Origin of the sequence: Allobosea sp. 47.2.35, from assembly GCF_024655635.1 — a bacterium.
GTDB lineage: Bacteria > Pseudomonadota > Alphaproteobacteria > Rhizobiales > Beijerinckiaceae > Allobosea.
In genome coordinates, this window is sequence record NZ_JANLGI010000011.1 from 1 (window position 1) to 22,561 (window position 22,561).

Annotated in this window: 29 protein-coding genes; 20 read left to right on the forward strand and 9 right to left on the reverse strand. The window is 66.4% G+C overall.

Features of this window, described 5'->3' with window-relative positions; translation table 11 throughout:
* A partial coding sequence (locus NUV79_RS14575) for a methionyl-tRNA formyltransferase (RefSeq protein ID WP_257733819.1) occupies positions 1-681 on the forward strand: 681 nt, incomplete at its 5' end.
* A complete protein-coding gene (gene truA, locus NUV79_RS14580) occupies positions 681-1,433 on the forward strand; it encodes a tRNA pseudouridine(38-40) synthase TruA (protein WP_257733820.1) in 753 nt (250 codons plus the stop codon). The genes NUV79_RS14575 and truA, both read left to right, overlap by 1 nt.
* Before the next feature lie 12 nt (positions 1,434-1,445).
* Here truA and NUV79_RS14585 read toward each other — a convergent pair whose 3' ends face one another.
* From NUV79_RS14585 to NUV79_RS14595, 3 genes are all read right to left on the reverse strand, one after another.
* On the reverse strand, positions 1,446-2,030 hold the full coding sequence (locus NUV79_RS14585) for a hypothetical protein (RefSeq protein WP_257733821.1): 585 nt from the start codon (positions 2,028-2,030) through the stop codon (positions 1,446-1,448).
* A 68-nt stretch (positions 2,031-2,098) separates the two neighbouring features.
* A complete protein-coding gene (gene dapE, locus NUV79_RS14590) occupies positions 2,099-3,310 on the reverse strand; it encodes a succinyl-diaminopimelate desuccinylase (RefSeq protein ID WP_257733822.1) in 1,212 nt (403 codons plus the stop codon).
* Positions 3,307-3,735: a DUF805 domain-containing protein gene (locus NUV79_RS14595; protein ID WP_257733823.1), complete on the reverse strand. Its 429-nt coding sequence runs from the start codon at positions 3,733-3,735 to the stop codon at positions 3,307-3,309. The genes dapE and NUV79_RS14595 overlap by 4 nt, the downstream gene beginning before the upstream one ends.
* A 235-nt stretch (positions 3,736-3,970) precedes the next feature.
* Here NUV79_RS14595 and NUV79_RS14600 point away from each other — a divergent pair, with 235 nt between their 5' ends.
* The 10 genes from NUV79_RS14600 (at position 3,971) to NUV79_RS14645 (ending at position 12,817) form a co-directional block, all read left to right on the forward strand.
* Positions 3,971-4,585: a ribonuclease D gene (locus NUV79_RS14600; protein ID WP_257733824.1), complete on the forward strand. Its 615-nt coding sequence runs from the start codon at positions 3,971-3,973 to the stop codon at positions 4,583-4,585.
* Positions 4,586-4,741: 156 nt separating this feature from the next.
* A complete protein-coding gene (gene lptC / locus NUV79_RS14605; RefSeq protein WP_257733825.1) occupies positions 4,742-5,518 on the forward strand; it encodes an LPS export ABC transporter periplasmic protein LptC in 777 nt (258 codons plus the stop codon).
* A gap of 1 nt (position 5,519) precedes the next feature.
* Positions 5,520-6,233, forward strand: coding sequence for an LptA/OstA family protein (locus tag NUV79_RS14610; protein ID WP_257733826.1), 714 nt, complete (start codon positions 5,520-5,522; stop codon positions 6,231-6,233).
* Positions 6,163-7,125: an LPS export ABC transporter ATP-binding protein gene (gene lptB / locus NUV79_RS14615; protein ID WP_404978703.1), complete on the forward strand. Its 963-nt coding sequence runs from the start codon at positions 6,163-6,165 to the stop codon at positions 7,123-7,125. Before NUV79_RS14610 ends, lptB begins: the two co-directional genes overlap by 71 nt.
* 160 nt (positions 7,126-7,285) lie before the next feature.
* The gene (gene rpoN, locus NUV79_RS14620) at positions 7,286-8,815 is read left to right on the forward strand and encodes an RNA polymerase factor sigma-54 (RefSeq protein WP_257733827.1); all 1,530 of its coding nucleotides are present in this window, start codon (positions 7,286-7,288) and stop codon (positions 8,813-8,815) included.
* A gap of 130 nt (positions 8,816-8,945) precedes the next feature.
* Positions 8,946-9,530 carry a ribosome hibernation-promoting factor, HPF/YfiA family gene (gene hpf / locus NUV79_RS14625; protein ID WP_257733828.1) on the forward strand — a complete coding sequence of 195 codons (585 nt, stop codon included), beginning with the start codon at positions 8,946-8,948 and terminating at the stop codon, positions 9,528-9,530.
* 85 nt (positions 9,531-9,615) lie between these two features.
* On the forward strand, positions 9,616-10,077 hold the full coding sequence (gene ptsN, locus NUV79_RS14630) for a PTS IIA-like nitrogen regulatory protein PtsN (RefSeq protein ID WP_257733829.1): 462 nt from the start codon (positions 9,616-9,618) through the stop codon (positions 10,075-10,077).
* Positions 10,078-10,196: 119 nt separating this feature from the next.
* A complete protein-coding gene (locus NUV79_RS14635; protein WP_257733830.1) occupies positions 10,197-11,813 on the forward strand; it encodes a fumarate hydratase in 1,617 nt (538 codons plus the stop codon).
* Positions 11,810-12,133 (forward strand): hypothetical protein, encoded by a 324-nt coding sequence (locus tag NUV79_RS14640; RefSeq protein ID WP_257733831.1) that lies wholly within the window; start codon positions 11,810-11,812, stop codon positions 12,131-12,133. The genes NUV79_RS14635 and NUV79_RS14640 overlap by 4 nt, the downstream gene beginning before the upstream one ends.
* Positions 12,134-12,163: 30 nt before the next feature.
* Positions 12,164-12,817 (forward strand): MBL fold metallo-hydrolase, encoded by a 654-nt coding sequence (locus NUV79_RS14645; RefSeq protein ID WP_257733832.1) that lies wholly within the window; start codon positions 12,164-12,166, stop codon positions 12,815-12,817.
* 15 nt (positions 12,818-12,832) lie between these two features.
* Here the strand turns inward: NUV79_RS14645 and NUV79_RS14650 are convergent, their stop codons facing one another.
* Positions 12,833-13,183, reverse strand: a complete 351-nt coding sequence (locus tag NUV79_RS14650; RefSeq protein ID WP_257733833.1) for a carboxymuconolactone decarboxylase family protein — start codon at positions 13,181-13,183, stop codon at positions 12,833-12,835.
* A gap of 85 nt (positions 13,184-13,268) precedes the next feature.
* Here NUV79_RS14650 and NUV79_RS14655 point away from each other — a divergent pair, with 85 nt between their 5' ends.
* Complete coding sequence (locus tag NUV79_RS14655; RefSeq protein WP_257733834.1) at positions 13,269-13,556, forward strand: ArsR/SmtB family transcription factor; 288 nt, start codon at positions 13,269-13,271, stop codon at positions 13,554-13,556.
* Complete coding sequence (locus NUV79_RS14660; RefSeq protein ID WP_257733835.1) at positions 13,553-14,077, forward strand: rhodanese-like domain-containing protein; 525 nt, start codon at positions 13,553-13,555, stop codon at positions 14,075-14,077. The genes NUV79_RS14655 and NUV79_RS14660 overlap by 4 nt, the downstream gene beginning before the upstream one ends.
* A gap of 149 nt (positions 14,078-14,226) precedes the next feature.
* Here the strand turns inward: NUV79_RS14660 and NUV79_RS14665 are convergent, their stop codons facing one another.
* The 3 genes from NUV79_RS14665 to efp form a co-directional block, all read right to left on the reverse strand.
* Positions 14,227-14,706, reverse strand: a complete 480-nt coding sequence (locus NUV79_RS14665) for a GNAT family N-acetyltransferase (protein ID WP_257733836.1) — start codon at positions 14,704-14,706, stop codon at positions 14,227-14,229.
* Between the two features lie 15 nt (positions 14,707-14,721).
* Positions 14,722-15,240: a DUF1993 domain-containing protein gene (locus tag NUV79_RS14670; RefSeq protein ID WP_257733837.1), complete on the reverse strand. Its 519-nt coding sequence runs from the start codon at positions 15,238-15,240 to the stop codon at positions 14,722-14,724.
* A gap of 89 nt (positions 15,241-15,329) precedes the next feature.
* Positions 15,330-15,899 carry an elongation factor P gene (gene efp / locus NUV79_RS14675; RefSeq protein ID WP_257733838.1) on the reverse strand — a complete coding sequence of 190 codons (570 nt, stop codon included), beginning with the start codon at positions 15,897-15,899 and terminating at the stop codon, positions 15,330-15,332.
* Between the two features lie 180 nt (positions 15,900-16,079).
* Here efp and epmA point away from each other — a divergent pair, with 180 nt between their 5' ends.
* Genes epmA through NUV79_RS14690 form a run of 3 tightly spaced genes read left to right on the forward strand, consistent with a single transcriptional unit; the run spans position 16,080 to position 18,888 of the window.
* Positions 16,080-17,144, forward strand: a complete 1,065-nt coding sequence (gene epmA / locus NUV79_RS14680) for an EF-P lysine aminoacylase EpmA (protein WP_257733839.1) — start codon at positions 16,080-16,082, stop codon at positions 17,142-17,144.
* Positions 17,141-18,208 carry a lysine-2,3-aminomutase-like protein gene (locus tag NUV79_RS14685; RefSeq protein WP_257733840.1) on the forward strand — a complete coding sequence of 356 codons (1,068 nt, stop codon included), beginning with the start codon at positions 17,141-17,143 and terminating at the stop codon, positions 18,206-18,208. The genes epmA and NUV79_RS14685 overlap by 4 nt, the downstream gene beginning before the upstream one ends.
* Before the next feature lie 17 nt (positions 18,209-18,225).
* The gene (locus NUV79_RS14690; protein WP_257733841.1) at positions 18,226-18,888 is read left to right on the forward strand and encodes a DsbA family oxidoreductase; all 663 of its coding nucleotides are present in this window, start codon (positions 18,226-18,228) and stop codon (positions 18,886-18,888) included.
* Between the two features lie 12 nt (positions 18,889-18,900).
* Here NUV79_RS14690 and NUV79_RS14695 read toward each other — a convergent pair whose 3' ends face one another.
* Entirely contained in the window at positions 18,901-19,671 is a 771-nt protein-coding gene (locus NUV79_RS14695; protein ID WP_257733842.1) for a sulfite exporter TauE/SafE family protein, read from the reverse strand.
* A 179-nt stretch (positions 19,672-19,850) separates the two neighbouring features.
* On the opposite strand from NUV79_RS14695, the gene pyrF reads away from it, so the two are divergent.
* The 3 genes from pyrF to NUV79_RS14710 all read left to right on the forward strand — a co-directional run bounded on the left by pyrF (position 19,851) and on the right by NUV79_RS14710 (position 21,260).
* Positions 19,851-20,558: an orotidine-5'-phosphate decarboxylase gene (pyrF, locus tag NUV79_RS14700; RefSeq protein WP_257733843.1), complete on the forward strand. Its 708-nt coding sequence runs from the start codon at positions 19,851-19,853 to the stop codon at positions 20,556-20,558.
* Positions 20,559-20,661: 103 nt separating this feature from the next.
* The gene (locus NUV79_RS14705; protein WP_257733844.1) at positions 20,662-20,949 is read left to right on the forward strand and encodes a DUF1330 domain-containing protein; all 288 of its coding nucleotides are present in this window, start codon (positions 20,662-20,664) and stop codon (positions 20,947-20,949) included.
* A gap of 2 nt (positions 20,950-20,951) precedes the next feature.
* Positions 20,952-21,260 (forward strand): DUF1330 domain-containing protein, encoded by a 309-nt coding sequence (locus NUV79_RS14710; protein ID WP_257733845.1) that lies wholly within the window; start codon positions 20,952-20,954, stop codon positions 21,258-21,260.
* Between the two features lie 156 nt (positions 21,261-21,416).
* Here NUV79_RS14710 and NUV79_RS14715 read toward each other — a convergent pair whose 3' ends face one another.
* Positions 21,417-22,553 carry a helix-turn-helix transcriptional regulator gene (locus NUV79_RS14715; RefSeq protein ID WP_257733846.1) on the reverse strand — a complete coding sequence of 379 codons (1,137 nt, stop codon included), beginning with the start codon at positions 22,551-22,553 and terminating at the stop codon, positions 21,417-21,419.
* Positions 22,554-22,561 lie beyond the last annotated feature (8 nt).

A 22,561-nucleotide genomic window follows, 5' to 3' on the forward strand; every position in this document is an offset into this window, starting at 1 on the left:
GCGGTGGTGGTCGCATACGTAATTATCCTCCCCCAGGGTATCCTCGACGTGCCCGAGCTCGGATGCCTCAACCTCCAGGCCTCGGTGGTCCCGCGGTGGCGCGCCGCCGCGCCGATCCAGCGCGCGATCATGGCAGGTGATGGCGAGAGCGGCGTCTGCGTGATGAAGATGGAAGCCGGCCTCGATACCGGCCCCGTCGCCATGGTCGAGAAGCTGGCGATCGGCCCGGATATGACGGCGGGCGAGCTGCATGATCAGTTGAGCCCGCTCGGCGCCGACCTGATGGTACGCGCGCTCGCGGCACTCGGGCGCGGTGGCCTGCAGTTCACGCCGCAGCCGGAGGAGGGCGTGACCTATGCCAGCAAGATCGCCAATGCCGAGGCGAAGCTGAACTGGGCGCTGCCGGCGCAGCAGGTCCATGACCTCGTGCGCGGCCTCTCACCCTTCCCGGGCGCCTTTGCCGAGATCGATCTCGGCAAGGGGCCGGAGCGGCTCAAGATCCTGCGCACGGCCCGTGCCGGTGGCGCAGCCGAGCCCGGCACGCTGCTCGACGATGAGGGCACCGTCGCCTGCGCCGTCGGGGCGGTGAAGCTGCTGCAGGTCCAGCGCGCCGGCAAGGCACCGATGAGCGGGGCCGAGTTCCTGCGCGGCGCCCGGCTCGGAGCCGGCGGCAAGCTCTGATGCGGCGCTACAAGCTCGTCATCGAATATGACGGCACGCCGTTCTCGGGCTGGCAGCGCCAGCTCAATGGCCCGTCCGTGCAGCAGAGCGTCGAGGAGGCGGTCGAGGCCTTCTGCGGCCATCCCGTCCGCCTGCATTGTGCCGGGCGGACCGATGCCGGCGTTCATGCCACCCATCAGGTCGCCCATGTCGATATCGACAAGGAATGGCGCACCGATGTCGTGCGCGATGCAACCAATGCGCGGCTGAAGCGGATTCCGGTCGCCGTGCTCAGCGCCGAATTGGTTCCTGATGATTTCGACGCCCGCATCTCGGCGCGGCGCCGCTATTACGTCTACCGCATCCTCGACCGCCGGGCGCAGCCCGCGCTGGATCGCGACCGGGTCTGGCATGTGCCGGTCAAGCTCGATCACGAGGCGATGGACCGCGCGGCCAAGGCGCTGCTCGGCCAGCACGACTTCACCACCTTCCGCGCCGCCGAATGCCAGGCCAACAGCCCGATCCGCACGCTCGACCGCTGCGACGTTCGCCGCGAGGGCTCCGAGATCGTGGTCTATGTCCACGCCCGCTCCTTCCTGCATCATCAGGTCCGCTCGATCGTCGGCTGCCTGAAGATGGTCGGGATGGGGCGCTGGCCGGAGAACAAGGTCGGCAAGGTGCTGGCCGCGCGCGACCGATCGCAATGTGCGGCGCTTGCGCCGTCCTGCGGACTTTATCTCGCGGGCGTCGACTACGTCGAGCCGTCCGGCTGACGCTCCGGCCTCTCAGAACAGCCCGAACAGGCGCGTAACGCCGTAGTCGAGCATGACGCTGGCGACGACCAGCATCATGGCGAGGCCGCGACTCTCTGGTCCGAACACGGCCCGTGCCACGCAATAGCGCAGCCGCAGCACGATCATGGCGAAGAACAGCGACTGCACGATCGCCAGCGCCGGCGGCGCCCAGCCGATCGCGAAGATCGTCGCGGGAATGGCCATCAGGCTGACCGAGACGATGCCGGCCCAGTTCCAGGCGATGACGAAGCTGGTGAAGCGCGGGCTATGGGCGAACTCCGGGCGCAACGCGATGAGCAGGGCCGGTACCGCCAGGATGGCCAGCGCGAGCGCGGCGATGACCGACAACACCAGCGCAGGCGCGGTGAAGAGGCCGGCGCTGTTCGGCAGCCCGGCGGTCAGCCGCACGGCGGCGAGAATGGCGATCGTCGCGGGCAGCATCAGCGCGAAGCCGAGGAAGGAGCGCCAGAACCCGTCCCGCGTCAGGTCGAGTTCCGGCAGGGCTTCGGCCCCGCGGGTCATCAGGTGCCAGGAGCCGCGCAGCGAACGCGCGACGTCATCGGCTGCCAGCCTCATCACGGTCTCCATCATCTGCGGTGTTAGACTTTCGTCTAACAGAGATAATGGGCCCTGTTTCCGGCGCGTCAAGCCCGGTGTTGCGCTGCAAAATAGCTGGCGAGTAAACGCTGCGTGATCCGCTGGAGCGACACGAGGTCGGCGACGGCGACGCATTCGTCGATCTGGTGCATCGTCTTGCCGACGACGCCGTATTCGACGACGGGGCAATAGTTCTTGATGAAACGCGCGTCGGAGGTGCCGCCGGTGGTCGACAGTGCCGGGCGCTTGCCGGTCTCGGCCTCGACGGCATCCGCGACGAGCGCCACGAAGGGGCCGGGCTCGGTCAGGAAGGCGACGGCATTGGTCGGCTGGACCTCGAGCGTGTAGCGCACCTTGTTCCCGGCTGCCTCGCGCAGGCGCCGTTCCAGCTCGGCGGCGAGCGTCTCCGGCGTCCAGGTGTCGTTGAAGCGGATGTTGAAGGCCGCCTTCGCCTGCGCCGGAATGACGTTGGTCGCGGGATTGCCGACATCGAGCGTCGTTACTTCGAGATTGCTCGGGTCGAAATGCTGCGTGCCGCCATCGAGCGGCGTGGCGTCGAGGGCGGCGAGCAGGCGCACCATGCCGCGGATCGGATTGTCGGCCAGGTGCGGATAGCCGACATGGCCTTGCGTACCCTGCACGGTCAGCTTGCCGGTCAGCGACCCCCGCCGGCCGATCTTGATCATGTCGCTCATCGCAGCCGGGTTGGTCGGCTCGCCGAGGATGCAATGGTCGAAGCGCTCGCCGCGCTCATGGGCCCAGGCGAGAAGTTTGACCGTGCCGTTGACCGAGGGGCCTTCCTCGTCGCCGGTGACCAGGAAGGCGATCGAGCCGGGTGCATCCGGGTTGTCGCGCCGGTAGCGGATCGCTGCGGCGACCATGGCGGCGAGCCCGCCCTTCATGTCGCAGGCGCCACGCCCGTAGAGCGTGCCGTTCTCGATCGCCCCGCCGAAGGGCTCGCGCGTCCAGGCGGCAGCATCGCCGACGGGCACGACATCGGTATGGCCGGCGATCACGAAGACGGGAGCCGTGCTGCCGATACGGGCATAGAGATTTTCGACATCGGGCGTGCCCGGCTCGCTGAAGACCGGGCGATGCACGTCATAGCCTTCCGCTGACAACACGGCGGCAAGCAGCGCGAGAGCCCCACCTTCCTCGGGCGTGACCGAGGGACAGCGGACGAGAGCCTGCGTCAGGGCGCCCGGGTCCGTCGAGTCGAAAGTCAGGGCAGGGGCGGAGGAGGTCGGTGCGGCGCTCATTCAGCCGCTTTAGCACCAGCCGGCGTTGTCGCAACCCCATCCCGCTCTGCCGCCGAAGGCAGCAGGCCGAGATCGACGAAGGCGACGACCCAGGCCATGGTCGAGATCGCCTCGAGCGATGGGCGCCAGCCGATCGACAGGAACGGTCTGAGTTGCTCGGGCAGCACGATGGCGCAGATCAGCAGGATGCCGAAAAGCGGCGTGCTGCCACGGTCGGTCGCGCGCTTGGCCGCCAGGGCCGCCCAGGGAAACAGGGCGAAGGCATTGGCGAAGGCGACGATCACGCGGGCGTCGTCATGATCGGCGAGCAGCGGTGCGACACGCTGGATCGCAAACAGCGTCAGCGCGACCGTAAGGCTGCCGAGCCAGAAGGCCCGCAACCCGATGCGGCCGTCAAAATCGCTGAAAAGGCGGGTCAGGGGCATCAGGCGAACTCCGATGGACGGTTGTCGCATGGTCAGCTGTCGGGTTGAAGCCTATGGTGAATAAAGGGTTAATGAGGCGCATAAGAGTTTATTCCGGCTCAAAAAGGGCTTGAACGGCACGGGGCTGGCCGTTAGCTGCGAAGCGTGCGTCGCTGTCGGCACGCGGCCTGTCTTTTCCCGTTTCGTGAAGTGCAGTCGAAGGGCGCGTTCGCGCAGCCCCAGTGAGGTTTCGAGCATGACCATCCGCTTTCATCGCGGCGACCTGCCGGACGGCTATGACGCCGGGTCGAGCGTCGCGATCGACACCGAGACTCTCGGCCTCAATCCGCATCGCGACCGGCTCTGCGTCGTCCAGCTGTCGCGCGGCGACGGCACCGCGGATGTCGTGCAGATCCCGAAGGGCGGCGAGCGGCCGAAGAATCTGATCCGCCTGCTCGAGGACCCGGCGGTGCTGAAGCTCTTCCACTTCGCCCGCTTCGATGTCGCCGTGCTCAAGCATGCCTTCGGCGTGGTCACCGCACCGGTCTACTGCACCAAGATCGCCTCGAAGCTGACCCGCACCTATACCGACCGGCACGGACTCAAGGACCTCGTGCGCGAGCTGCTCGGCGTCGAATTGTCGAAGCAGCAGCAATCCTCCGATTGGGGGGCGGACGCGCTGAGCGAGGCGCAGCTCGCCTATGCCGCTTCCGACGTGCTGCATCTCCATGCGCTGCACGAAAAGCTGGAGACGATGCTGGCGCGCGAGGGCCGCCGGCACCTCGCCCGGGCCTGTTTCCAGTTCCTGCCCTACCGGGCCGAGCTCGATCTCGCGGGCTGGGACGAGACCGATATCTTCGCCCACACTTGACAATTTCTAAGGCTTCTTGCGTCAGTCTCCGCGCGGGCAAGGCGCGCTGTGGTGCGCCTGCCCCTCTGGACGAGTCGCGCGAGGGCGCGATGCGGCCCGTCCCGTGACACGAAAATGCCGTGAGCGGCTGCCATTGCGCGGGGCATGACTTTGGCAATGACCTTCAACGACCCGGCGGCGGGGCTGTCCGCGCAGGTGCTGCGCCGGCGCGCGGCTTTTGGCGCGGCGCGTCGCCATACGCGGCTGGTGCATATCCTGCGCCGCCTGATTCCCGTCGCAGCCGTGGTGCTGGTGCTGGGGCTGGTCGTGGTGCCCTTTCTCTCGCCGCTCGGCGGCAAGCTCGCCAACGTCTCGGTCAGCTCCGTCGGCATCACCGGCGGCAAGGTCAAGATGGAGACGCCGAAGCTATCCGGCTATCGCAAGGACAATCGGCCCTATCAGGTCACGGCCGTGAATGCCTTTCAGGAGATCAGGAACCCGACTCAGGTCGAGCTGCAGACCCTCACGGCGCGCATCCAGATGGAGCGCGAAGGCTGGGTGACGGTGCATGCGAAGACGGGCCTCTTCGACACGCAGAAGGAGAAGCTGCGCCTTGTCGACGACGTCAAGATACGCACCGAGAACGGTAACGACATGCAGATGAGAACCGCCGATGTCGACTTCAAATCCGGCACCGTGGTCTCGAAGGAACCCGTCAAGGTCAGCCTCGGCGAAACCACTGTCGACGCCGACACACTTGACGTGAAGAACAATGGCGAGTTGATCGCTTTCGAGGGGCGGGTGCGGGTCTTCATCCGGAACGCGCCAGCAGGTACGCTCGCAGGCCCCGAACGCGAGGGCAGCACGCCGATGCCGGAACTGCTGAACGCAAATCGGGTTCCCCCCGCAGATGCAGCGCCGGCGGGCGAAGCCGGCAACGGGAAGAGACAGTGACATGAGCAAGGTTGGCCAGATGCTCCGTTTCGCGCATGCCCGTGACGCCGCGCTGCTGCTTGCGGCGGGCTTCGCGCTGATCGGTGCGCCGCAGGAGGTCTTTGCGCAGGCGTCCGCGGCCAAGCCGCGCGGCGCCTCGTCGGCGCTGGGTGGGCTCGGCGGCGACAGCAAGGAGCCGATCAAGATCGATGCCGACAAGCTCGACGTGGTCGACAAGGAAAACAAGGCGGTCTTCTCGGGCAATGTCGTGGCCGTACAGGGCGAGACGACGGTGCGCTGCACCGTGATGACCGTACTCTACGAAGGCCGCGGCGGCCCGGGCGGGACTGCTGGTCGCCCGGCGACGCCAGCACCGGCCGCGGCATCCACGACGCCGGCTCCGGCGGCGGGCGCCGGCGGGCAGGGCAATGACAGCTCGATCAAGCGCATCCTGTGCAAGGGGCCGGTGACCGTCGTCTCCAAGACGCAGGCGGCGACCTCGGACAATGCCGAGTTCGACCGGGCCAGGAACCTCGTCATCATGACCGGCAACGTCGCATTGAATGACGGGCCCAACGTCACCCGCGGCCAGAAGCTGACCTATGACACCGTGACCGGCGTCGCCAATGTCGAAGGTGGGCGCGTGCAGGGTCTGTTCGTGCCGAATGCGGCCGACGCCAACAAGACCGACGCAGCCAAGCCCGGCGCCAAGCCGGCCCCGAAGCCCACCAACTGATCGTGCTGCCGTGACCGTTTCCGAAGCGCCTCGTCCCTCGGCCGCGCCGGTGCAGCCGGCTCCGCGCCCGCAGCAGCTGGGCGCATTCGGCCGCCTGCGCGGGCTGTTCGGCCATCGCGATCAGGAGAGAGCCAGGCCGGCGCCTGCCGGCGTTGCCGCGATCGGCGGCGCCGGGGTCCTTGCTGTCGCCGGCCTGCGCAAGAGCTATGGCGGCCGCGCCGTCGTCTCGGATGCCAGCCTTCATCTGCGCCAGGGCGAGGCGGTTGGCCTGCTCGGCCCCAACGGTGCCGGCAAGACCACGATCTTCTACATGATCACGGGCCTCGTCGCGGCCGATGCCGGCGTCATCTCGCTGGAAGGCAACGACATCACCGCCCTGCCGATGTACCAGCGCGCGCGCCTCGGCATCGGTTACCTCCCGCAGGAGGCCTCGATCTTCCGCGGCCTGTCGGTCGAAGACAATATCCGCTCGGTGCTGGAAGTGGTCGAGCCTGACCGCAAGGCCCGCGAGCGCCAGCTCGACCAGTTGCTCGAAGAGTTCACCATTGCCCGCCTGCGCAAGGCGCCTTCGATCGCGCTCTCGGGCGGCGAGCGCCGCCGCTGCGAGATCGCGCGCGCGCTCGCCGGCAAGCCCTCCTTCATCCTGCTCGACGAGCCCTTCGCCGGCATCGACCCCATCGCCGTCGGCGACATCCAGGCGCTGGTGCGGCAACTCACCGACCGCGGCATCGGGGTGCTGATCACCGACCACAATGTCCGTGAGACGCTCGGCCTCGTCGATCGCGCCTATATCATCCATTCCGGGCGGGTGCTGACCGAAGGCTCTCCGGCCGAGATCATCGCCAACCCGGACGTCCGGCGCGTTTATCTTGGCGAGGATTTCCGCCTCTGAGGCGCTGCGGCTGGCTTGCGCAGGCAGTTTTGTTGCGGCGCATCAATTTTCCGGCCGCAGACATGGCTGGGCCTTTGACGCGGCGGTGAGCCGGCGCTAGTGTCCCTTCCGGAAGCAAGAAGCGTGCCGATGGCGCGCGAGCTGGAAGGGCCTTTCGCGTATGGCGATGATGCCGCGCATGGAGCTGCGCCAGGGACAGTCCCTGGTGATGACGCCGCAGCTGCTGCAGGCGATCAAGCTCCTGCAGCTCTCGCATCTTGAGCTTCAGAATTTCGTCGAGGGAGAGCTGGAGCGCAATCCCTTGCTGGAGCGCGACGAGGGGCCGGAGCAGCCGGCGCGCGCCGATGACGCCGACAGCCCTCACGCGGCCGATGCCGAGAGTTTCGCCAGGGCCGAGAGCCTCCATACGCAGGAGGGCATGGAGGGCAGGCTCGGCACCGGCCTCGACAACGTCTTCCAGAACGAGCAGCCGACAGTCGCCCGCAGTGAGGCGAACGGCGCCGACAGCCTGCCGATCGTCGGCGGCGCCTATGGCGCGACGGGCGGCTCCTTCGACGGCGACCCCGAAGGCTTCGAGAGCAGCCTGACGGCGGATGCCTCGCTGCACGATCATCTCGCGGCGCAGCTCGACCTTGCCGTCGTGACGCCGGCCGACCGCATCATCGGTCGCCACATCATCGATGCGGTCGACGACAGCGGCTATCTCGGCGAGCCCCTCGCCGATATTGCCGAGCGCCTCGGCGTGGCCATGGACAGGGTCGAGGCGGTCCTGCGCGTCGTCCAGAGCTTCGATCCTTCCGGCATCGCCGCCCGCGACGTTGCCGAGTGCCTCGCCATCCAGCTGCGCGATCGCAACCGCTTCGACCCGGCCATGCAGGTGCTGGTGGCGAATCTGCACCTCGTCGCCAAGCGCGATTTCGCCGCGCTGAAGCGCCTCTGCGGCGTCGATGACGAGGATATCGCCGACATGGTCGGGGAAATCCGCCGTCTCGATCCCAAGCCCGGCCGCGCCTTCGGCGGCTCGGCCGCCGAGACCGTGGTACCGGATGTCTTCATCCGCGCTGCGCCTGACGGCTCCTGGCTGATCGACCTCAACCCAGACACCCTGCCGCGCCTGCTCGTCAACCAGACCTATCATGCGCGCGTGTCCAGGGCGGCCCGCAACGACGCGGACAAGGCTTTCATTGCCGAATGCCTGCAGACGGCGAACTGGCTGACCCGTTCGCTGGAGCAGCGCGCCCGGACGATCCTGAAGGTCGCCAGCGAGATCGTGCGCCAGCAGGACGGCTTCTTCGCCCATGGCGTCGAGCATCTGCGCCCGCTCAACCTGAAGACCGTGGCCGACGCCATCGGCATGCACGAATCGACCGTCTCGCGCGTCACCTCGAACAAATATCTGACCTGCTCGCGCGGGGTCTTCGAAATGAAATATTTCTTTTCGGCCGCGATCGCCGCGACCGGCTATGGCGAGGCGCATTCGGCGGAGGCTGTGCGCTTCCGGATCAAGCAGATGATCGATGACGAGAGCCCCTCGGCGGTGCTCTCCGACGATGCCATTGTGACCCGGTTGAAGGACGGCGGCATCGATATCGCCCGGCGAACCGTGGCAAAATACCGCGAATCCCTGAGAATCCCGTCCTCGATGGAGCGGCGGCGCGAGAAAGTCGCGATGGCGGCGGCGGAACGTTAAGCGAAATTGTTCCAAAGGTGCCGCGCATGCGCGCCATGACTGCGCCGGCTCATTGACAACCCCGACTCCCGGTTCTTAGCTCCTAGGGATGGCCGAACAGGGCCATGGCTAAACCAAGGGGAAGCACTCCATGAGCTTGCGAATCTCCGGCAAGAATCTCGATGTCGGCGAGGCCCTCCGCGGCCAGGCCGAGGAGCGGGTCGCTGCGGCGGTCAGCAAATATTACGAGGGTGGCTATCAGGGCCATGTCACTGTCGACAAGGACGGCACAGCCTTCCGGACCGACGGCGTCCTGCACCTCTCCTCCGGGATCACGTTGGAAGCCTCCGCCACCGCCCACGATCCCTATGCTAGCCTCGACAAGATGGCTGAACGCATCGAGAAGCGGCTGCGACGCTACAAGCGCCGGCTGAAGGACCGTTCGAGTGCCAATGGCCGCGATGCCGGAATCGAAATCCCCAGCTATGTGATCGCGGCCCCCGATGACGATATCGAGGATTTCGACGGGGCTTCGGCTGGCGATAACCCGGTGATCGTTGCGGAATCGACCAAATCACTGCATGTCAGGACGGTCAGCGACGCCGTTGCGGAACTCGACCTGACCGGCGCGCCGGTCGTCGTCTTCCGGCACGCTGGCAATGGCCGCATGAACATCGTATATCGCCGCGGCGACGGCAATATCGGCTGGATCGACCCGCCGGCATCGCTGTCCTGAAGGCCGGCGGGCGATCCGCTCCGGCCGTCGAACCTGACCTGTGCCGACACATCTCGGCCGGCACGGGACATGCATGGACGGGCGAATGACGCTGACCGATCTTCTGAGCCCCGCCGCGGTGATTTCGCCGTTGCGGGCTAACGGCAAGAAGCAGGCTCTGCAGGAGCTTGCCCAGCATGCCGCCACGCTGACGGGCCTGCCGGACCGGGAGCTGTTCGAGGCCCTGCTCCAGCGTGAGCGCCTCGGCTCGACCGGAATCGGCGAGGGTATCGCGATCCCGCATGGCCGCATGCCGGGAATCGAGCGTCTCGTCGGGCTCTTTGCCCGCACCGAGAAGCCGATCGATTTCGACGCGCTCGACGGCCAGCCGGTCGATATCATCTTCGTCCTGATCGCCCCCGAGGGCGCCGGCGCCGACCACCTCAAGGCCCTGGCCCGCGTCGCGCGCGTGCTGCGCAACCAGTCCGTTCTGGAACAGGTCCGCAAGGTCCGCGATCCCTCGGCGATCTATGCGATCCTCGCCGAATCGGCCGCGCAGGCGGCCTAGACTTAAAAGCACTAAAGACTGCTTGGACGTTTCCGGCCGACGGGCTATGACCCCGGCTGGATCGGCGCCGCGTATTCCATGTCCCGAACGCGGCGCGCCCTGTTTCGGAGCCGCTGGTCATGGCCTATACGCATGTCGATCTCTTCCCGCTCGGCGAGGACACGACGCCCTACCGCAAGCTCGGCAGCGAGGGCGTCAGCGTCGAGAAGATCGGCGATCGCGAGGTCCTGAGCGTATCGCGCGAGGCGATTCGCCTTCTCTCCGAGCAGGCCTTCATCGACATCAACCACCTGCTGCGCCCCGGCCATCTCGCCCAGCTCGGCAAGATACTGGATGATCCCGAGGCGACCTCGAACGACAAGTTTGTCGCCTATGACCTGCTGAAGAACGCCAATATCGCCGCCGGCGGTGTGCTGCCGATGTGCCAGGACACCGGCACCGCGATCGTCATGGGCAAGAAGGGCCGCAAGGTCTGGACCGACGGCGACGACGAGGCCGCGCTCGGCGAAGGCGTGGCGGACGCCTATTTCAAGCGCAACCTGCGCTATTCCCAGCTCGCGCCGCTCTCGATGTTCGACGAGAAGAACACCGCGACCAACCTGCCGGCGCAGATCGACATCTATGCTGAAGGCGAGGACGCCTACAAATTCCTCTTCGTCTGTAAGGGCGGCGGCTCGGCCAACAAGACCTTCCTCTATCAGGCGACGCCCTCGCTCCTGACCAAGGACCGCATGATGGCGTTCCTGAAGGAGAAGATCCTGACGCTCGGCACCGCCGCCTGCCCGCCCTATCACCTCGCCATCGTCATCGGTGGCACCTCGGCCGAGCAGAACCTCAAGACGGTGAAGCTCGCCTCGACCAAATATCTCGACGCCTTGCCGACCAAGGGCTCGCCCTCGGGCCATGCCTTCCGCGATATCGAGATGGAGGAAGAGGTCCACAAGATGACGCAGGCGCTCGGCGTCGGCGCGCAATTCGGCGGCAAGTATTTCTGCCACGATGTTCGCGTCATCCGCCTGCCGCGCCATGGCGCCTCGCTGCCGATCGGCCTCGGCGTCTCCTGCTCGGCCGACCGCCAAGCCAAGGGCAAGATCACCAGGGACGGTATCTTCCTGGAGGCGCTGGAAACCGATCCGTCCAAGTATCTGCCGGATGTCGACGAAGCGGCGCTCGGCGGTTCCGTGGTCAAGATCGACCTCAACCAGCCGATGAGCGAGATTCTCGCCACGCTGTCGAAGCACCCGGTCAAGACGCGCCTGTCGCTGACCGGCACCATCGTCGTCGCCCGCGACCTCGCCCATGCCAAGATCCGCGAGCGACTGGAGCGCGGCGAGGGCATGCCCGACTATTTCAAGAACCATCCTGTCTATTACGCCGGCCCGGCCAAGACGCCGGAGGGCTTCGCCTCCGGCTCCTTCGGCCCGACTACGGCCGGCCGCATGGATTCCTTCGTCGACCAGTTCCAGTCCTTCGGCGGTTCCATGGTGATGCTCGCCAAGGGCAATCGCTCGGCGGCGGTGCGCGAGGCCTGCAAGGCCCATGGCGGCTTCTATCTCGGCTCGATCGGCGGGCCGGCCGCGCGGCTCGCGCAGGATTGCATCCGCAAGGTCGAGGTTCTCGAATATGCCGAGCTCGGCATGGAGGCGGTCTGGCGGATCGAGGTCGAGGACTTCCCGGCCTTCATCGTCATCGACGACAAGGGCAACGACTTCTTCAAGGAGCTGAACCTCGGATGAGGTTCGCTCTGACTGTCGCGGCGCTGCTGTTGGCCGGCCCCGTACTGGCCCAGCAGCCGCGCCCGGCGACCTGCTCGCGGGATCTCTTCCAGAACGAGGCTGGCTTCCGCCAGCAGCAGGCGCGGCTCGCCGGCGTGGCGAGCGCCGACCAGGCGACGCAGTGCCGGACCTTTCGCGAGCATGTCGCTTATCTCCAGAAGGCCCGCTCGGTCTTCGCCACCTGCCAGGATGGGCCGGAGCGGGCGCGCAATGTCGCGGAGATGGATTCCGAGCTGGTGAACTATCGCGCGCTGATCGCCAATCGCTGCGGCGGGCGGTAAGAGCCTTCCCAGACAATCGAAAGGCTTCCCATGACCGACCAGCAGCCGCCGCTTCAGATCGCCGTCGTGCCTGTGACGCCGTTCCAGCAGAATTGCGCCATCGTCTGGGAGCCGAAATCCAACGAGGCCGCGATCGTCGATCCCGGCGGCGACGTCCCGCAGATACTGGGCGCCGTCAAGGAGCTCGGCGTCACGCCGGTTGCGATCTGGCTGACCCATGGTCATCTCGACCATGCCGGCGGCGCGACCGAACTCGCGCAGGCGCTGTCGATCCCGATCATCGGGCCGCATGAGGGCGACAAGCCTTTGCTCGACGCCTTGCCGGAGCAGGGCCTGCGCTTCGACATCCTCGGCATGAAGGCCGTCGTGCCGACGCGCTGGCTGAACGAGGGCGACACGGTCTCGCTCGGGGACCTGAGTTTCGCGGTCGCGCATGTGCCGGGCCATTCGCCGGGCCATGTTACCTTCTTCCAGAAGGACCTGCGTTTCCTGCTCGCGGGAGATACCGTCTTCGCCGGCTCGATCGGCCGTACCGATTTCCCTTATGGCGACCACGAGGCGCTGATTACGGGGATCAAGACCAAGCTCCTGCCGCTCGGCGACGACGTTCAGTTCCTGCCGGGCCACGGCCCGGCGAGCACGCTGGGCGAGGAGCGGCAGAACAACCCGTTCCTGCAGGGCTAGGAAGCCGGGCCGGCTTCAGGCCGCATGCTCCGAAAACTGATCGAAAGCGCGCAGGGCATCTGCGGCGTACATCAGCGCCGGGCCGCCGCCCATATAAACTGACATCGCCGCGACTTCGGCGATCTCCTGCCGCGAGGCGCCCAAACCCGCCAGCGCCTTGGCGTGGAAGCCGATGCAGCCATCGCAGTGCTGCGTGATGCCAATCGCCAGCGCGATAAATTCCTTGCTCTTCTTGTCGAGTGATCCGTCGGCGCCGGCCGCTTGTGCCAGCGCGCTGAAGCCTTTCATCGCCTCCGGCTGCAGGGTGCGCAGCTCACGCATATAGGCCGAGATATCCTGAGTGAGAGCACGGTAGTTCTTGCTCATCGCAATCTCCATGGGTTGACGATTCATATTTTTATAATATCATAAAAACATGAATTATGAAGAAGAGCAACCGCTAGCCGAAGCCATGGCGGAGAAGGCCGAAAGCGTTGCCGAGTTCCTCAAGGGGCTCGCCAACCCGCATCGGCTCCTCGTGCTTTGTGCCCTCTCGAAAGGCGAGCGCAGCGTCGGTGAACTGATCGCCCAGACCGGCATTGCGCCGACTTCGATGTCGCAGCACCTGGCGAAGCTGAAGGCGGAAGGCATCGTCGATTTCCGGCGCGACCACCGGACTCTGCACTATTTCATCGCCCACCCAGCCGTGATGGAGCTTATGGCGGTGCTTTACGTTCATTTTTGTGGAAGGCAGCCATGATGACCCGTTCGATGTCCCCGCAGGAGGCTGCGCGCCGGCTGGCCGTCGGCGAAGCCCTTCTGGTCGATATTCGCGAGCCGGCCGAGTTTGTTGCGAGCCACATCCCGCTGGCTGTCTCCCTGCCGCTGGGCGACTTGCCGGAGATATTGTCGGAGTTGCCGCGCGACCGGACGCTGATCTTCCAGTGTCAGAGCGGGATGCGAAGCGCCCGGGCCTGCGCGCTTGACGCGACGCGGGAAGACAGCGTCAGCCTCGAGGGCGGTATCGCCGCCTGGCAGGCCGCAGGGTTGCCCGTTATCGGCAATGCCGGCCCGCGCTTGTCGATCTTCCGGCAGGTTCAGATGATCGTCGGCGCGATGGTCGCGCTCCTGGTTGCAGCGGGGTTCGCCGGCTTGACGGCGGCCTTTGCCGTTGCCGGTATCATGGGCGCGATGCTGGCCTTCGCCGGCGCGACCGGATGGTGCGGGTTGGCGATGCTTCTTTCGCGCATGCCCTGGAACCGCGCCACATCCGCGTCATAGGGCCTGAAAATGCCAACGGCCATGCAGCGGAACGGTGCGCGTACATCCGGCGTCACACGTTCGGCTCATGGCCGTCTTCAGCGACAACGGAGAGCTGTGGAACGCTCTCGACATCGTCGTGAACCTCAAATGGGGATGGCTCTTCCCGATTACAAGCCCTCTTCCGAAAACGATCGGCGCCACTCGTAGAGCGCGTCCGGCTCGCCCTCCTCGTTGCGGTCGCCGTCGTTGAGATCGACGAGGCGGAAGCCGTGGCGCTCGTAGAACGCGCGAGCGCCGTGGTTCCGCTGGAAGGTGAACAGATGGAGCCGCTCCGGGCTGCGCTCTTTCGCCTTCGCAAGCAGCAATGAGCCGACGCCGCGCCTGAACTGCCCGGGCATCAGATAGAGCTGATCGAGATCCTCGCCGTCGAGGCAGAGGAAGCCGAGGATGCGCCCGGCCTCCCGTGCCACCCAGGTCTCGCCGGTGGCGAGCCTGACATGCGCGATCCAGCCCCGCACCTCGTCGTCGCTATGGACGCGGCGCAGATAGGGCAGTGCCTCCCCGCGCGACGCCAGATAGAGCGCCGCGATCTCCCCGGCATCGCTGGGAGAGGAGCGTTCGATCGTGATGGCAGGCGCCGCGTTCATGCCCTTGGGTCGGCCTCAGGCGTCGAAGACGCCGAGCAGGAAGTCTTGCTTGCCGATCTGGAAGCCGTTCTGACGCAGGATGTCGTAGGCCGTCGTGGCGTGGAAATAGAAGTTCGGGATGGCGAAGCGGGTAAGGTAGGCCTCGCCGGTCATCGTCACGGTCGCCGAGGGGCCGCGCGGGAAAGTGACCTCGCGGCCAAGCCCGGCATCGAGCACGGCGCTATCCGCCGCGGCGATGAAAGCCAGCGTCCTGGCGATGCGCTCCTTCAGCTCCGGGAAGCTCTTCTCCTCGTCGGGGAAGCGCGGGTTCTCGCCGCCGGAGAGGCGCGACACGGCGTTCTTGGCGAAGTCGCAGCAGAGCTGGATCTGGCGGGTGAAGGCGAGCATGTCCGGCGCGAGCCGGGCGGAGAGCAGCACTTCCGGCTGGATCTTGCGGGTCTCGGCCTGGTCCACGGCCTTGTCGAGAATGGCGTCGAGCGCCTTGAGCGTCTGCACGAAGCCGGAAAGGGCGGCTGCCTTGACTGAGAGCGTCATGATGTCCTCGGAAACGACAACGGGCCCGGAAAGGGCCCGCTGCGTAAAGCTATAGAGGAGAATGTTCCGCGGCGCTCTGCGCCAGCAGATTAGTCTTTCGCGCGCTCGACATAAGAGCCGTCGGCGGTCATCACGACGACGCGGGTGCCGACGCCGACATGCGGCGGCACGGCGCTGCGCACGCCGTTCGACAGGATCGCCGGCTTGTAGGAAGAGGAGGCCGTCTGGCCCTTGGTCACTGGCTCGGTCTCGACGACTTCCAGCGTGACGCGCTGCGGCAGTTCGATCGCGACGGCCTTGTCCTCGAACACCGAGAGCGAGACCTTCATGTTCTCCTGGAGATAGGGAGCGGCATCGCCGATCACGTCCTTGTCGACCGGGATCTGGTCGTAGGTCTCAGGGTTCATGAAGACGTACTGCTCGCCGTCCTGGTAGAGATAGGTGAAGTCGCGATCCTCGACATAGGCGCGCTCGACCTGCTCGGTCGTCTTGTAGCGCTGCGTCATCTTCACGCCGTCGGAGATACGGCGCATGTCGATCTGAGTCGTCGGGGTGCCCTTGCCCGGGAAGAAGCTCTCGGCCGAGATGACCGTGCAGAGATGTCCGTCCAGCTCGAGGACGTTGCCCTTGCGGACGGAAGAGGCGATGACCTTGACCACGTGAATGTCCTTGCTGGTGCGCGGCGTTCCCCCGCGCCAAACCTAAAACTCAGAGCATCGCTCTCGCGAAAAACCGGTTCCCACTTTTTCGCGCGATGCTCTATGCGAATTCTGTCGCCGCGCAACTACCGCATTCGCGCGCGAAACGAAAGCTTTCCGACGCATTCGACGCGAGATTCGATGAGTTCGTCCCCGACGCCGTTCTGGCGGCCTGATGTCCATGCCGACCGCCGCCCGGCTCTGCTGGCGCGCGGGCGGATCAAGACGGCGCTGCGCCGCTGGTTCGAGGCCCGCGACTTCACCGAGGTCGAGGCGGCGATCCTGCAGCTCTCGCCCGGCAACGAGACGCATCTGCACGGGTTCGGCACGACGCTGATCGACAACGCGGCCGCGCCGCATCCCTATTACCTGCACACCTCGCCCGAATTCGCGGCCAAGAAGCTGCTGGCGGCCGGCGAGGCCCGCATCTTCGATTTCGCCCGCGTCTTCCGCAATCGCGAGCGCACGGCCCTGCATCACCCTGAGTTCACGATGCTGGAATGGTATCGTGTGGGGGAGAATTACGACGCATTGATGCAAGATTGCGCAGCGCTGATGGCCGAAGCCGCCCGCGCTGCCGGCGCCACCACGCTGCGCTGGCGCGGCGCCGAGGTCGATCCCTTCGCCGAGCCCGAGCACCTGACCCTGCAGGAGGCCTTCAAGCGCCATGCCGGGATCGACCTGCTGCGTACGGTGACAGCCGATCAGGAACTCGATCGCGGTGGGTTGGCCGCCGACGCGATCGAGGCCGGCATCCGGGTTACAGACGATGACAGCTGGTCGGACATCTTCAGCCGCGTCCTCTCCGAGCGCATCGAACCGCATCTCGGCCGAGGCCGCGCCACGATCCTCTGTGAATACCCGATCAGCGAGGCTGCGCTCGCCCGGCCCAAGCCCGGCGATCCGCGTGTGGCCGAGCGTTTCGAGCTCTATGCCTGCGGCGTCGAGCTCGCCAATGCCTTCGGCGAGCTCACCGACCCGGCCGAGCAGCGCCGCCGTTTCGAGGCCGACATGGACGAGAAGGAGCGCATCTATGGCGAGCGCTATCCTGTCGATGAGGATTTCCTGGAGGCGTTGGCGCTGATGCCGGCGGCATCCGGCATCGCGCTCGGCTTCGACCGGCTGGTCATGCTTTGTGTGGGCGCGCGCCGGATCGAGGATGTGCTCTGGACGCCGGTCGCGGAACCGGGCAGGGGAAGGGGATGACCGTTCACCAGCCCCCTGGCGGCCAGCCGCTGCGCAGCATCGACGCGCTTGTCGAGGCCGGCTTGGCCGCGCCCGCGCGCCGCGACGCCTTGCAGAGGGTGGCGGAGCGCTATGCCGTCTCGGTGACGCCGGCTGTCGCCGGACTGATCGATCCGAACGATCCAGCCGATCCGATCGCACGCCAGTTCATTCCCGATGCGGCCGAGCTGACGACGCTGCCGCAGGAGCTGGCCGACCCGATCGGCGACGATGCCCATTCCCCGGTCGAGGGCGTTGTCCATCGCTATCCCGACCGCGCCTTGCTCAAGCTCGTTCATGCCTGCCCGGTCTATTGCCGCTTCTGCTTCCGGCGCGAGATGGTCGGCCCTGGCGGCGATGCACTGACCGGCGCCAGGCTCGACGCCGCGCTCGCCTATCTCGCCTCCCGGCCAGAGATCTGGGAGGTGATCATGACGGGTGGCGATCCCTTCATCCTTTCGACTCGCCGCGTCCGCGAGGTCGCGAAGCGCCTGGCCGGCATCCCGCATATCAAGGTCGCGCGCTGGCATACGCGTGTGCCCGTCGTCGATCCCGGCCGGGTCACGCCGGATTATGCGAAGGCGCTGCGCATTCCCGGCAAGGCGAGCTATATCGCCATCCACGCCAATCATCCGCGCGAGTTCACTGATGACGCCCGCACGGCGATCGCGACGCTGGCCGATGCCGGCCATGTCCTGCTCAGCCAGTCGGTCCTGCTCAAGGGCGTCAACGCCGATGTCGAGACGCTTGGTGCCCTGATGCGCACCTTCGTCGAGAACCGCATCAAGCCCTATTACCTGCACCACCCCGATCTCGCGCCCGGCACCTCGCATTTCCGCCTGACGCTGGAGGAGGGGCAGGCGCTGGTCAAAAGCCTGCGCGGCAACCTTTCCGGCCTGTGCCAGCCGACCTATATCCTCGACATCCCCGGCGGTGCCGGCAAGATTCCGGTCGGCCCCGCCTTCCTCTCCGGCTGCGAGATGCCGGGCGTGGAGGCGGTCGCCGAAGATCGTCACGGCGGGCAGCACGTCTACCCGCCCGCCTGATACCTGAGGATACCGATATGCAGGACAAGCTGCCGCTCGCGATCGTTTCCGACATCGCCTGCCCCTGGTGCTTCATCGGCCGCGCGCGGCTGGAGACGGCGCTGGAGCGCTACGGCCTGACCGAGCGCTTCGCCATCACCTGGCTGCCTTATGAATTGAACCCGGAAATGCCCGCCGAGGGCATGGACCGCAACGAATATCTCGAAAGCAAGTTCGGCCCCGGCAAGCGCAAGGAGATCGAAGTCCGCCTGTCGGAAGCGGCGCTGGAGAGCGGCGTCACCTTCAACTGGACGAAGGTGACGCGCAGCGTCAACACGCGCATGGCTCATATGCTGGTCGCGGCCGCCTCCACCGTGCAGCGCGGCGGCGACATGACGGCCGCCCTGTTCAAGGCCTATTGGCAGGACGGGCGCGACATCGGCGATATCGAGACGCTGATTCAGATCGCGGTCGAGCAGGGTTTCGACGAGCAGGCTGCCCGCGACGAGCTCGCCAATGACGAATTGCGCGAGACCGTTGTCGGGCTGGAGGATCACGCCCGCAAGGTCGGCGTCACCGGCGTGCCCTTCTTCATCATCGACAGCAAGCTCGCGGTGTCCGGTGCGCAGCCGCCGGATGTCTGGGCGCAGGTCTTCCAGCAGGTCTTCGCCGCGCAGGTCCCGCAGGAGCCGGAGTTCTGATGCGTCGGGGCGTCAGAACGCCCCTTTCAGCAGATGCGCGACGGCCGGCGCGCCGAGCGAGACACCCGACAGGAACAGCAGCAGGAACACGATCTGCCGCATGACGGCCTGCGAAAGCGGCGGCGGATAGCGCCGCGCCAGATGCGTGCCCAGCATCACCGCCGGAATGGCGAAGAGCCCCGAGAGTGTCGCGGGTGCGGGGATCTGGTCGGTGGCGATGACCAGCCCCGTGCGGAACAGGGCGTTCAGCGCGAAGACCGTGACCAGCGTTTCCCGGATGACGACGAGCGGCATCGGCTGCCGGTAGAAGTGGTAGACGAGCGGCGGGCCGGCGGTGGAGAACATCCCGCCCATCAGCCCGGCGATGCTGCCGAAGAAGAGGTAGCTCGGCGCTCCCGATGGCTGCTTCAGCGGATCGGGCTTCCGCGCCAGTTGCAGGCTTGAGACGATGATCACGAGGCCGAGCGCCAGCTTGAGCAGGTCGGCACGGCTGGCGGCGAGCCATTCCAGCAGATGGAAGCCGATGAAGAGAAAGGGCCAGCTCGCGATCAGCACCAGCCCGAACTTGCGCCAGTCGACATCGCGCCAGCCCTTGAGCAGCATCTGCGTCGCGTTGACCAGCGTGAGCACGCTGACGAGCATCGCCGCATCCGGCAGCGAGAGCAGTCCGGTCAGGCCGACGCCGCCCATCGTGATCAGCCCGAAGGCGAAGCCGGTCAGGGTCTGGACATAGGCCGCCATGCCGGTCAGCAGCAGAAACCCGATCAGGGCAGCCAGGGACATGCTCGGGGTCTCCGGAACAACGGAGCGTGACGCCTAGAGGATTGGCCTGAAAGCGGGAACAGTTTTGTTGGCAAGGCATCGATGCGCAGAAGGATGTTCTACGCATTCAGGCAGTGGCGCTGGCGCTTGCATCCGCTCTCGAATCGTGCGCCTTCCCTCGAAACTCAGGGAGCCGGTTGATGAACCAGAAGATCAACGACGTCCGCGACCGCCTGATCGTCGCCCTCGATGTGCCGACCGTGTGGGATGCCTATCGCCTCGTCTCGACGCTGGGCGACGGTGTCTCCTTCTACAAGATCGGCTATCGCCTCGCCTTCGCCGGCGGGCTCGACCTCGCCCGCCAGCTGGTCGCCGAAGGCAAGAAAGTCTTCCTCGATCTCAAGCTGCACGACATCGGCAACACCGTGACCGAGGGTGTGGATTCGCTCACCAAGCTGGGCGTCACCTTCCTCACGGTCCATGCCTATCCGCAGACCATGCGCGGCGCGGTCGAAGGGCGCGGTGATGCCGCCCTCAAGCTGCTCGCGGTCACCGCGCTGACCTCCTATGACGACGGCGACCTGCGCGATGCCGGCTATGGGCTCGCCGTGCGCGATCTCGTGCGCCTGCGCGCCGAGCAGGCCCGCACGGCTGGCATCGACGGCATCGTCTGCTCGGCCGCCGAGGCCGAGATCGTGCGCGAGGTCATTGGCAAGGACATGGTCATCGTGACGCCGGGCATCCGTCCCTCCGGCAGCGCGGCGGGGGACCAGAAGCGCACGCTCACTCCGGCCGAGGCGATCCGCATCGGCGCCGACCATCTGGTCGTCGGGCGTCCCATCATCCGCGCGGCAGACCCGCGTGCGGCGGCGGGCGCGGTCATGGACGAGATCGTCGCGGCTTCGTAAGCTCCGGGGGCATCGGACCGAAAAGTGGCGTCCACTTTTCGGATCAATCCGATGACCGAACAAAAGAATAGCCTCAGACCCGATTCAGCGAACGGATTGCACCATGCCCAAGGGATATGTCATCGGCCGCGCCAAGGTCTCCGACGCGACCAAATGGGCGAGCTATGCCGCCAAGGCCTCCGAGGTCATCAAGCAGTATGGCGGCGTGCCGGTCGTGCGCGGTGGCCAGATGACGGTCGGAGAAGGCGAGGGTCGCGCCCGCAACGTCATCCTCGAGTTCAAGGATTTCGAGACGGCCCGCGCCTATCTCTTCTCCCCGGAATATGCGGAGGCGCGCAAGCTGCGCGAAGGCGCCGGCGAGATCGATCTCGTCGCGGTCGAAGGCGTCTGATCGTGGCCAAAGGCTACTGGATCGCGCGCGTCGACGTCGAGAACGCCGAGGCCTACGCCAAGTACCGTTCGCTCAATGCCGTTGCCTTCGCCAAATACGGGGCGAAGTTCCTGGTCCGCGGCGGCGAGTACAAGCTCGCCCGCGGCGAGGGGCGCAAGCACAATGTCGTCATCGAGTTCAAGGACGAGGAGACGGCCCGCGCCTGCTACGCCTCGCCGGAATATCAGGAGGCGGTGAAGCATCTCAGCGCCGCTGGCCAGTCCGATCTGGTCATCATCGGCGGCTATGACGGCCCGCAGCCCGGCGAATAAGCCTGCCAGGGCTAAGGTCTTATCCGTCATTTGGATGACGAAAGGCGTACGCGAGTTCCCTTAACCTCTCCTCCGTGGCCTGACGGAGGGGATACCGGGCAGGCGAGCCGGGCAAGGCTCGCGAATGCGTCCCGATCCAGCCCCGATGTCGATGTCTCAGCGTGGGCGCAGGGGGAGCGCCGCGCTGCGCAGCAGTGAAACGAGCTGACTTTGCTGGCGCGTGTTCGTCTTCTGGAAGATGCGCGCCAGATGCGTGCGTGCGGTCGATATCCGGACGCCCTGGGCTTCGGCCGCTTCCGTCAGGGATGATCCGCTTGCGAGCGCTGAGGCGAACTTCGCTTCCGCGTCTGTGAGATCGAAGAGCTGGCGCGCGCACGCCACGAGATTGGTCGCCGTTTCAAGCCGCCGCAGCGCGATCAGCACCTTGCCGGCCACATGTGCCTGCGGGGAGGGAGGCGCTGGCATGGCGCAGGCTGAAAGCGAATGAGAGCCGTCCTCGCCATGCAGGATCATGCTGGCCTGTGTGGGGGCCAGAGGGTCCTGCGCGCTGCGCAGCGCGCCCTCGACCAGCAATCGGAGCTGGCGCTGGTCGGCCGGCTGGCGCGCGAAGAGCCGCCCCTGCCGCAGCCCGACCACGCTATCCGGATCGGACAGGATCTCGTCGGCGCCCTCATTGGCATAGGCGATCCGCATGTCCTGATCGAGAATGGCGATGCCCATGGCGACGCGGTCGAGCGCGCTGCGCGCCTCGTCGCGCTGGATCGTCACCCGGCCGATATGGCGGCGCAGTTCCACGACACGCCGGAGCACCGGATAGAGCTTTTCGAGCAGGGCAGCCTCTTCGGCGTCGAAGCTCTCCTGCTGCCGGCCGCGCTGGACGTCGAAGAACCAGAAGGCCTCCCCGGTCTTGGCGAGGCGGCAGGCCATGCCGCCATACATGTCCTGCGGGCGCATCCATTCCTGCCAGACGCGGGTGCTGCGCAGGGCTTCCTCGCCGAACACCTCGTTGTCACGGTAGATCACGCCGAGAGGGATGTCGCGCAGCGCGTCGCCCATCTCGATGAAGTCGGAGGCGAGGTCGCCGAAGCAGCGCTCCTGCAACGCGGCATCGGGATTGGTCGCATAGGACGCCCAGTCCTCCGGGCTCGGCCCGAAGCCGGCGAAGCAGGCCTTCGAGCCGTTGAACAACAGCCGCATCGCTTCGGCGGCAGCCTGCATCTGTTCTTCGTCCATCGCACCGGCCAGCAACTGGTCGATCGCGGACATGACGGTATCGACATCGAGGCGCGGCATGAGAAGTC

Excerpts from the sequence above, each read along its gene's own strand:
- NUV79_RS14645 (WP_257733832.1), top strand. The coding sequence starts at position 12,164 with ATGACCGACCAGCAGCCGCCGCTTCAGATCGCCGTCGTGCCTGTGACG.
- NUV79_RS14655 (WP_257733834.1), top strand. The coding sequence starts at position 13,269 with ATGGCGGAGAAGGCCGAAAGCGTTGCCGAGTTCCTCAAGGGGCTCGCC.
- pyrF (WP_257733843.1), top strand. The coding sequence starts at position 19,851 with ATGAACCAGAAGATCAACGACGTCCGCGACCGCCTGATCGTCGCCCTC.
- NUV79_RS14640 (WP_257733831.1), top strand. The coding sequence starts at position 11,810 with ATGAGGTTCGCTCTGACTGTCGCGGCGCTGCTGTTGGCCGGCCCCGTA.
- NUV79_RS14715 (WP_257733846.1), bottom strand. The coding sequence starts at position 22,553 with ATGCCGCGCCTCGATGTCGATACCGTCATGTCCGCGATCGACCAGTTG.
- rpoN (WP_257733827.1), top strand. The coding sequence starts at position 7,286 with ATGGCGATGATGCCGCGCATGGAGCTGCGCCAGGGACAGTCCCTGGTG.
- NUV79_RS14665 (WP_257733836.1), bottom strand. The coding sequence starts at position 14,706 with ATGAACGCGGCGCCTGCCATCACGATCGAACGCTCCTCTCCCAGCGAT.
- dapE (WP_257733822.1), bottom strand. The coding sequence starts at position 3,310 with ATGAGCGCCGCACCGACCTCCTCCGCCCCTGCCCTGACTTTCGACTCG.
- NUV79_RS14670 (WP_257733837.1), bottom strand. The coding sequence starts at position 15,240 with ATGACGCTCTCAGTCAAGGCAGCCGCCCTTTCCGGCTTCGTGCAGACG.
- NUV79_RS14610 (WP_257733826.1), top strand. The coding sequence starts at position 5,520 with ATGAGCAAGGTTGGCCAGATGCTCCGTTTCGCGCATGCCCGTGACGCC.
- NUV79_RS14635 (WP_257733830.1), top strand. The coding sequence starts at position 10,197 with ATGGCCTATACGCATGTCGATCTCTTCCCGCTCGGCGAGGACACGACG.
- truA (WP_257733820.1), top strand. The coding sequence starts at position 681 with ATGCGGCGCTACAAGCTCGTCATCGAATATGACGGCACGCCGTTCTCG.
- NUV79_RS14685 (WP_257733840.1), top strand. The coding sequence starts at position 17,141 with ATGACCGTTCACCAGCCCCCTGGCGGCCAGCCGCTGCGCAGCATCGAC.
- NUV79_RS14650 (WP_257733833.1), bottom strand. The coding sequence starts at position 13,183 with ATGAGCAAGAACTACCGTGCTCTCACTCAGGATATCTCGGCCTATATG.
- NUV79_RS14585 (WP_257733821.1), bottom strand. The coding sequence starts at position 2,030 with ATGAGGCTGGCAGCCGATGACGTCGCGCGTTCGCTGCGCGGCTCCTGG.
- NUV79_RS14695 (WP_257733842.1), bottom strand. The coding sequence starts at position 19,671 with ATGTCCCTGGCTGCCCTGATCGGGTTTCTGCTGCTGACCGGCATGGCG.
- NUV79_RS14595 (WP_257733823.1), bottom strand. The coding sequence starts at position 3,735 with ATGCCCCTGACCCGCCTTTTCAGCGATTTTGACGGCCGCATCGGGTTG.
- NUV79_RS14690 (WP_257733841.1), top strand. The coding sequence starts at position 18,226 with ATGCAGGACAAGCTGCCGCTCGCGATCGTTTCCGACATCGCCTGCCCC.
- NUV79_RS14660 (WP_257733835.1), top strand. The coding sequence starts at position 13,553 with ATGATGACCCGTTCGATGTCCCCGCAGGAGGCTGCGCGCCGGCTGGCC.
- lptC (WP_257733825.1), top strand. The coding sequence starts at position 4,742 with ATGACCTTCAACGACCCGGCGGCGGGGCTGTCCGCGCAGGTGCTGCGC.
- NUV79_RS14600 (WP_257733824.1), top strand. The coding sequence starts at position 3,971 with ATGACCATCCGCTTTCATCGCGGCGACCTGCCGGACGGCTATGACGCC.
- lptB (WP_404978703.1), top strand. The coding sequence starts at position 6,163 with ATGCGGCCGACGCCAACAAGACCGACGCAGCCAAGCCCGGCGCCAAGC.
- hpf (WP_257733828.1), top strand. The coding sequence starts at position 8,946 with ATGAGCTTGCGAATCTCCGGCAAGAATCTCGATGTCGGCGAGGCCCTC.
- epmA (WP_257733839.1), top strand. The coding sequence starts at position 16,080 with ATGAGTTCGTCCCCGACGCCGTTCTGGCGGCCTGATGTCCATGCCGAC.
- NUV79_RS14705 (WP_257733844.1), top strand. The coding sequence starts at position 20,662 with ATGCCCAAGGGATATGTCATCGGCCGCGCCAAGGTCTCCGACGCGACC.
- ptsN (WP_257733829.1), top strand. The coding sequence starts at position 9,616 with ATGACGCTGACCGATCTTCTGAGCCCCGCCGCGGTGATTTCGCCGTTG.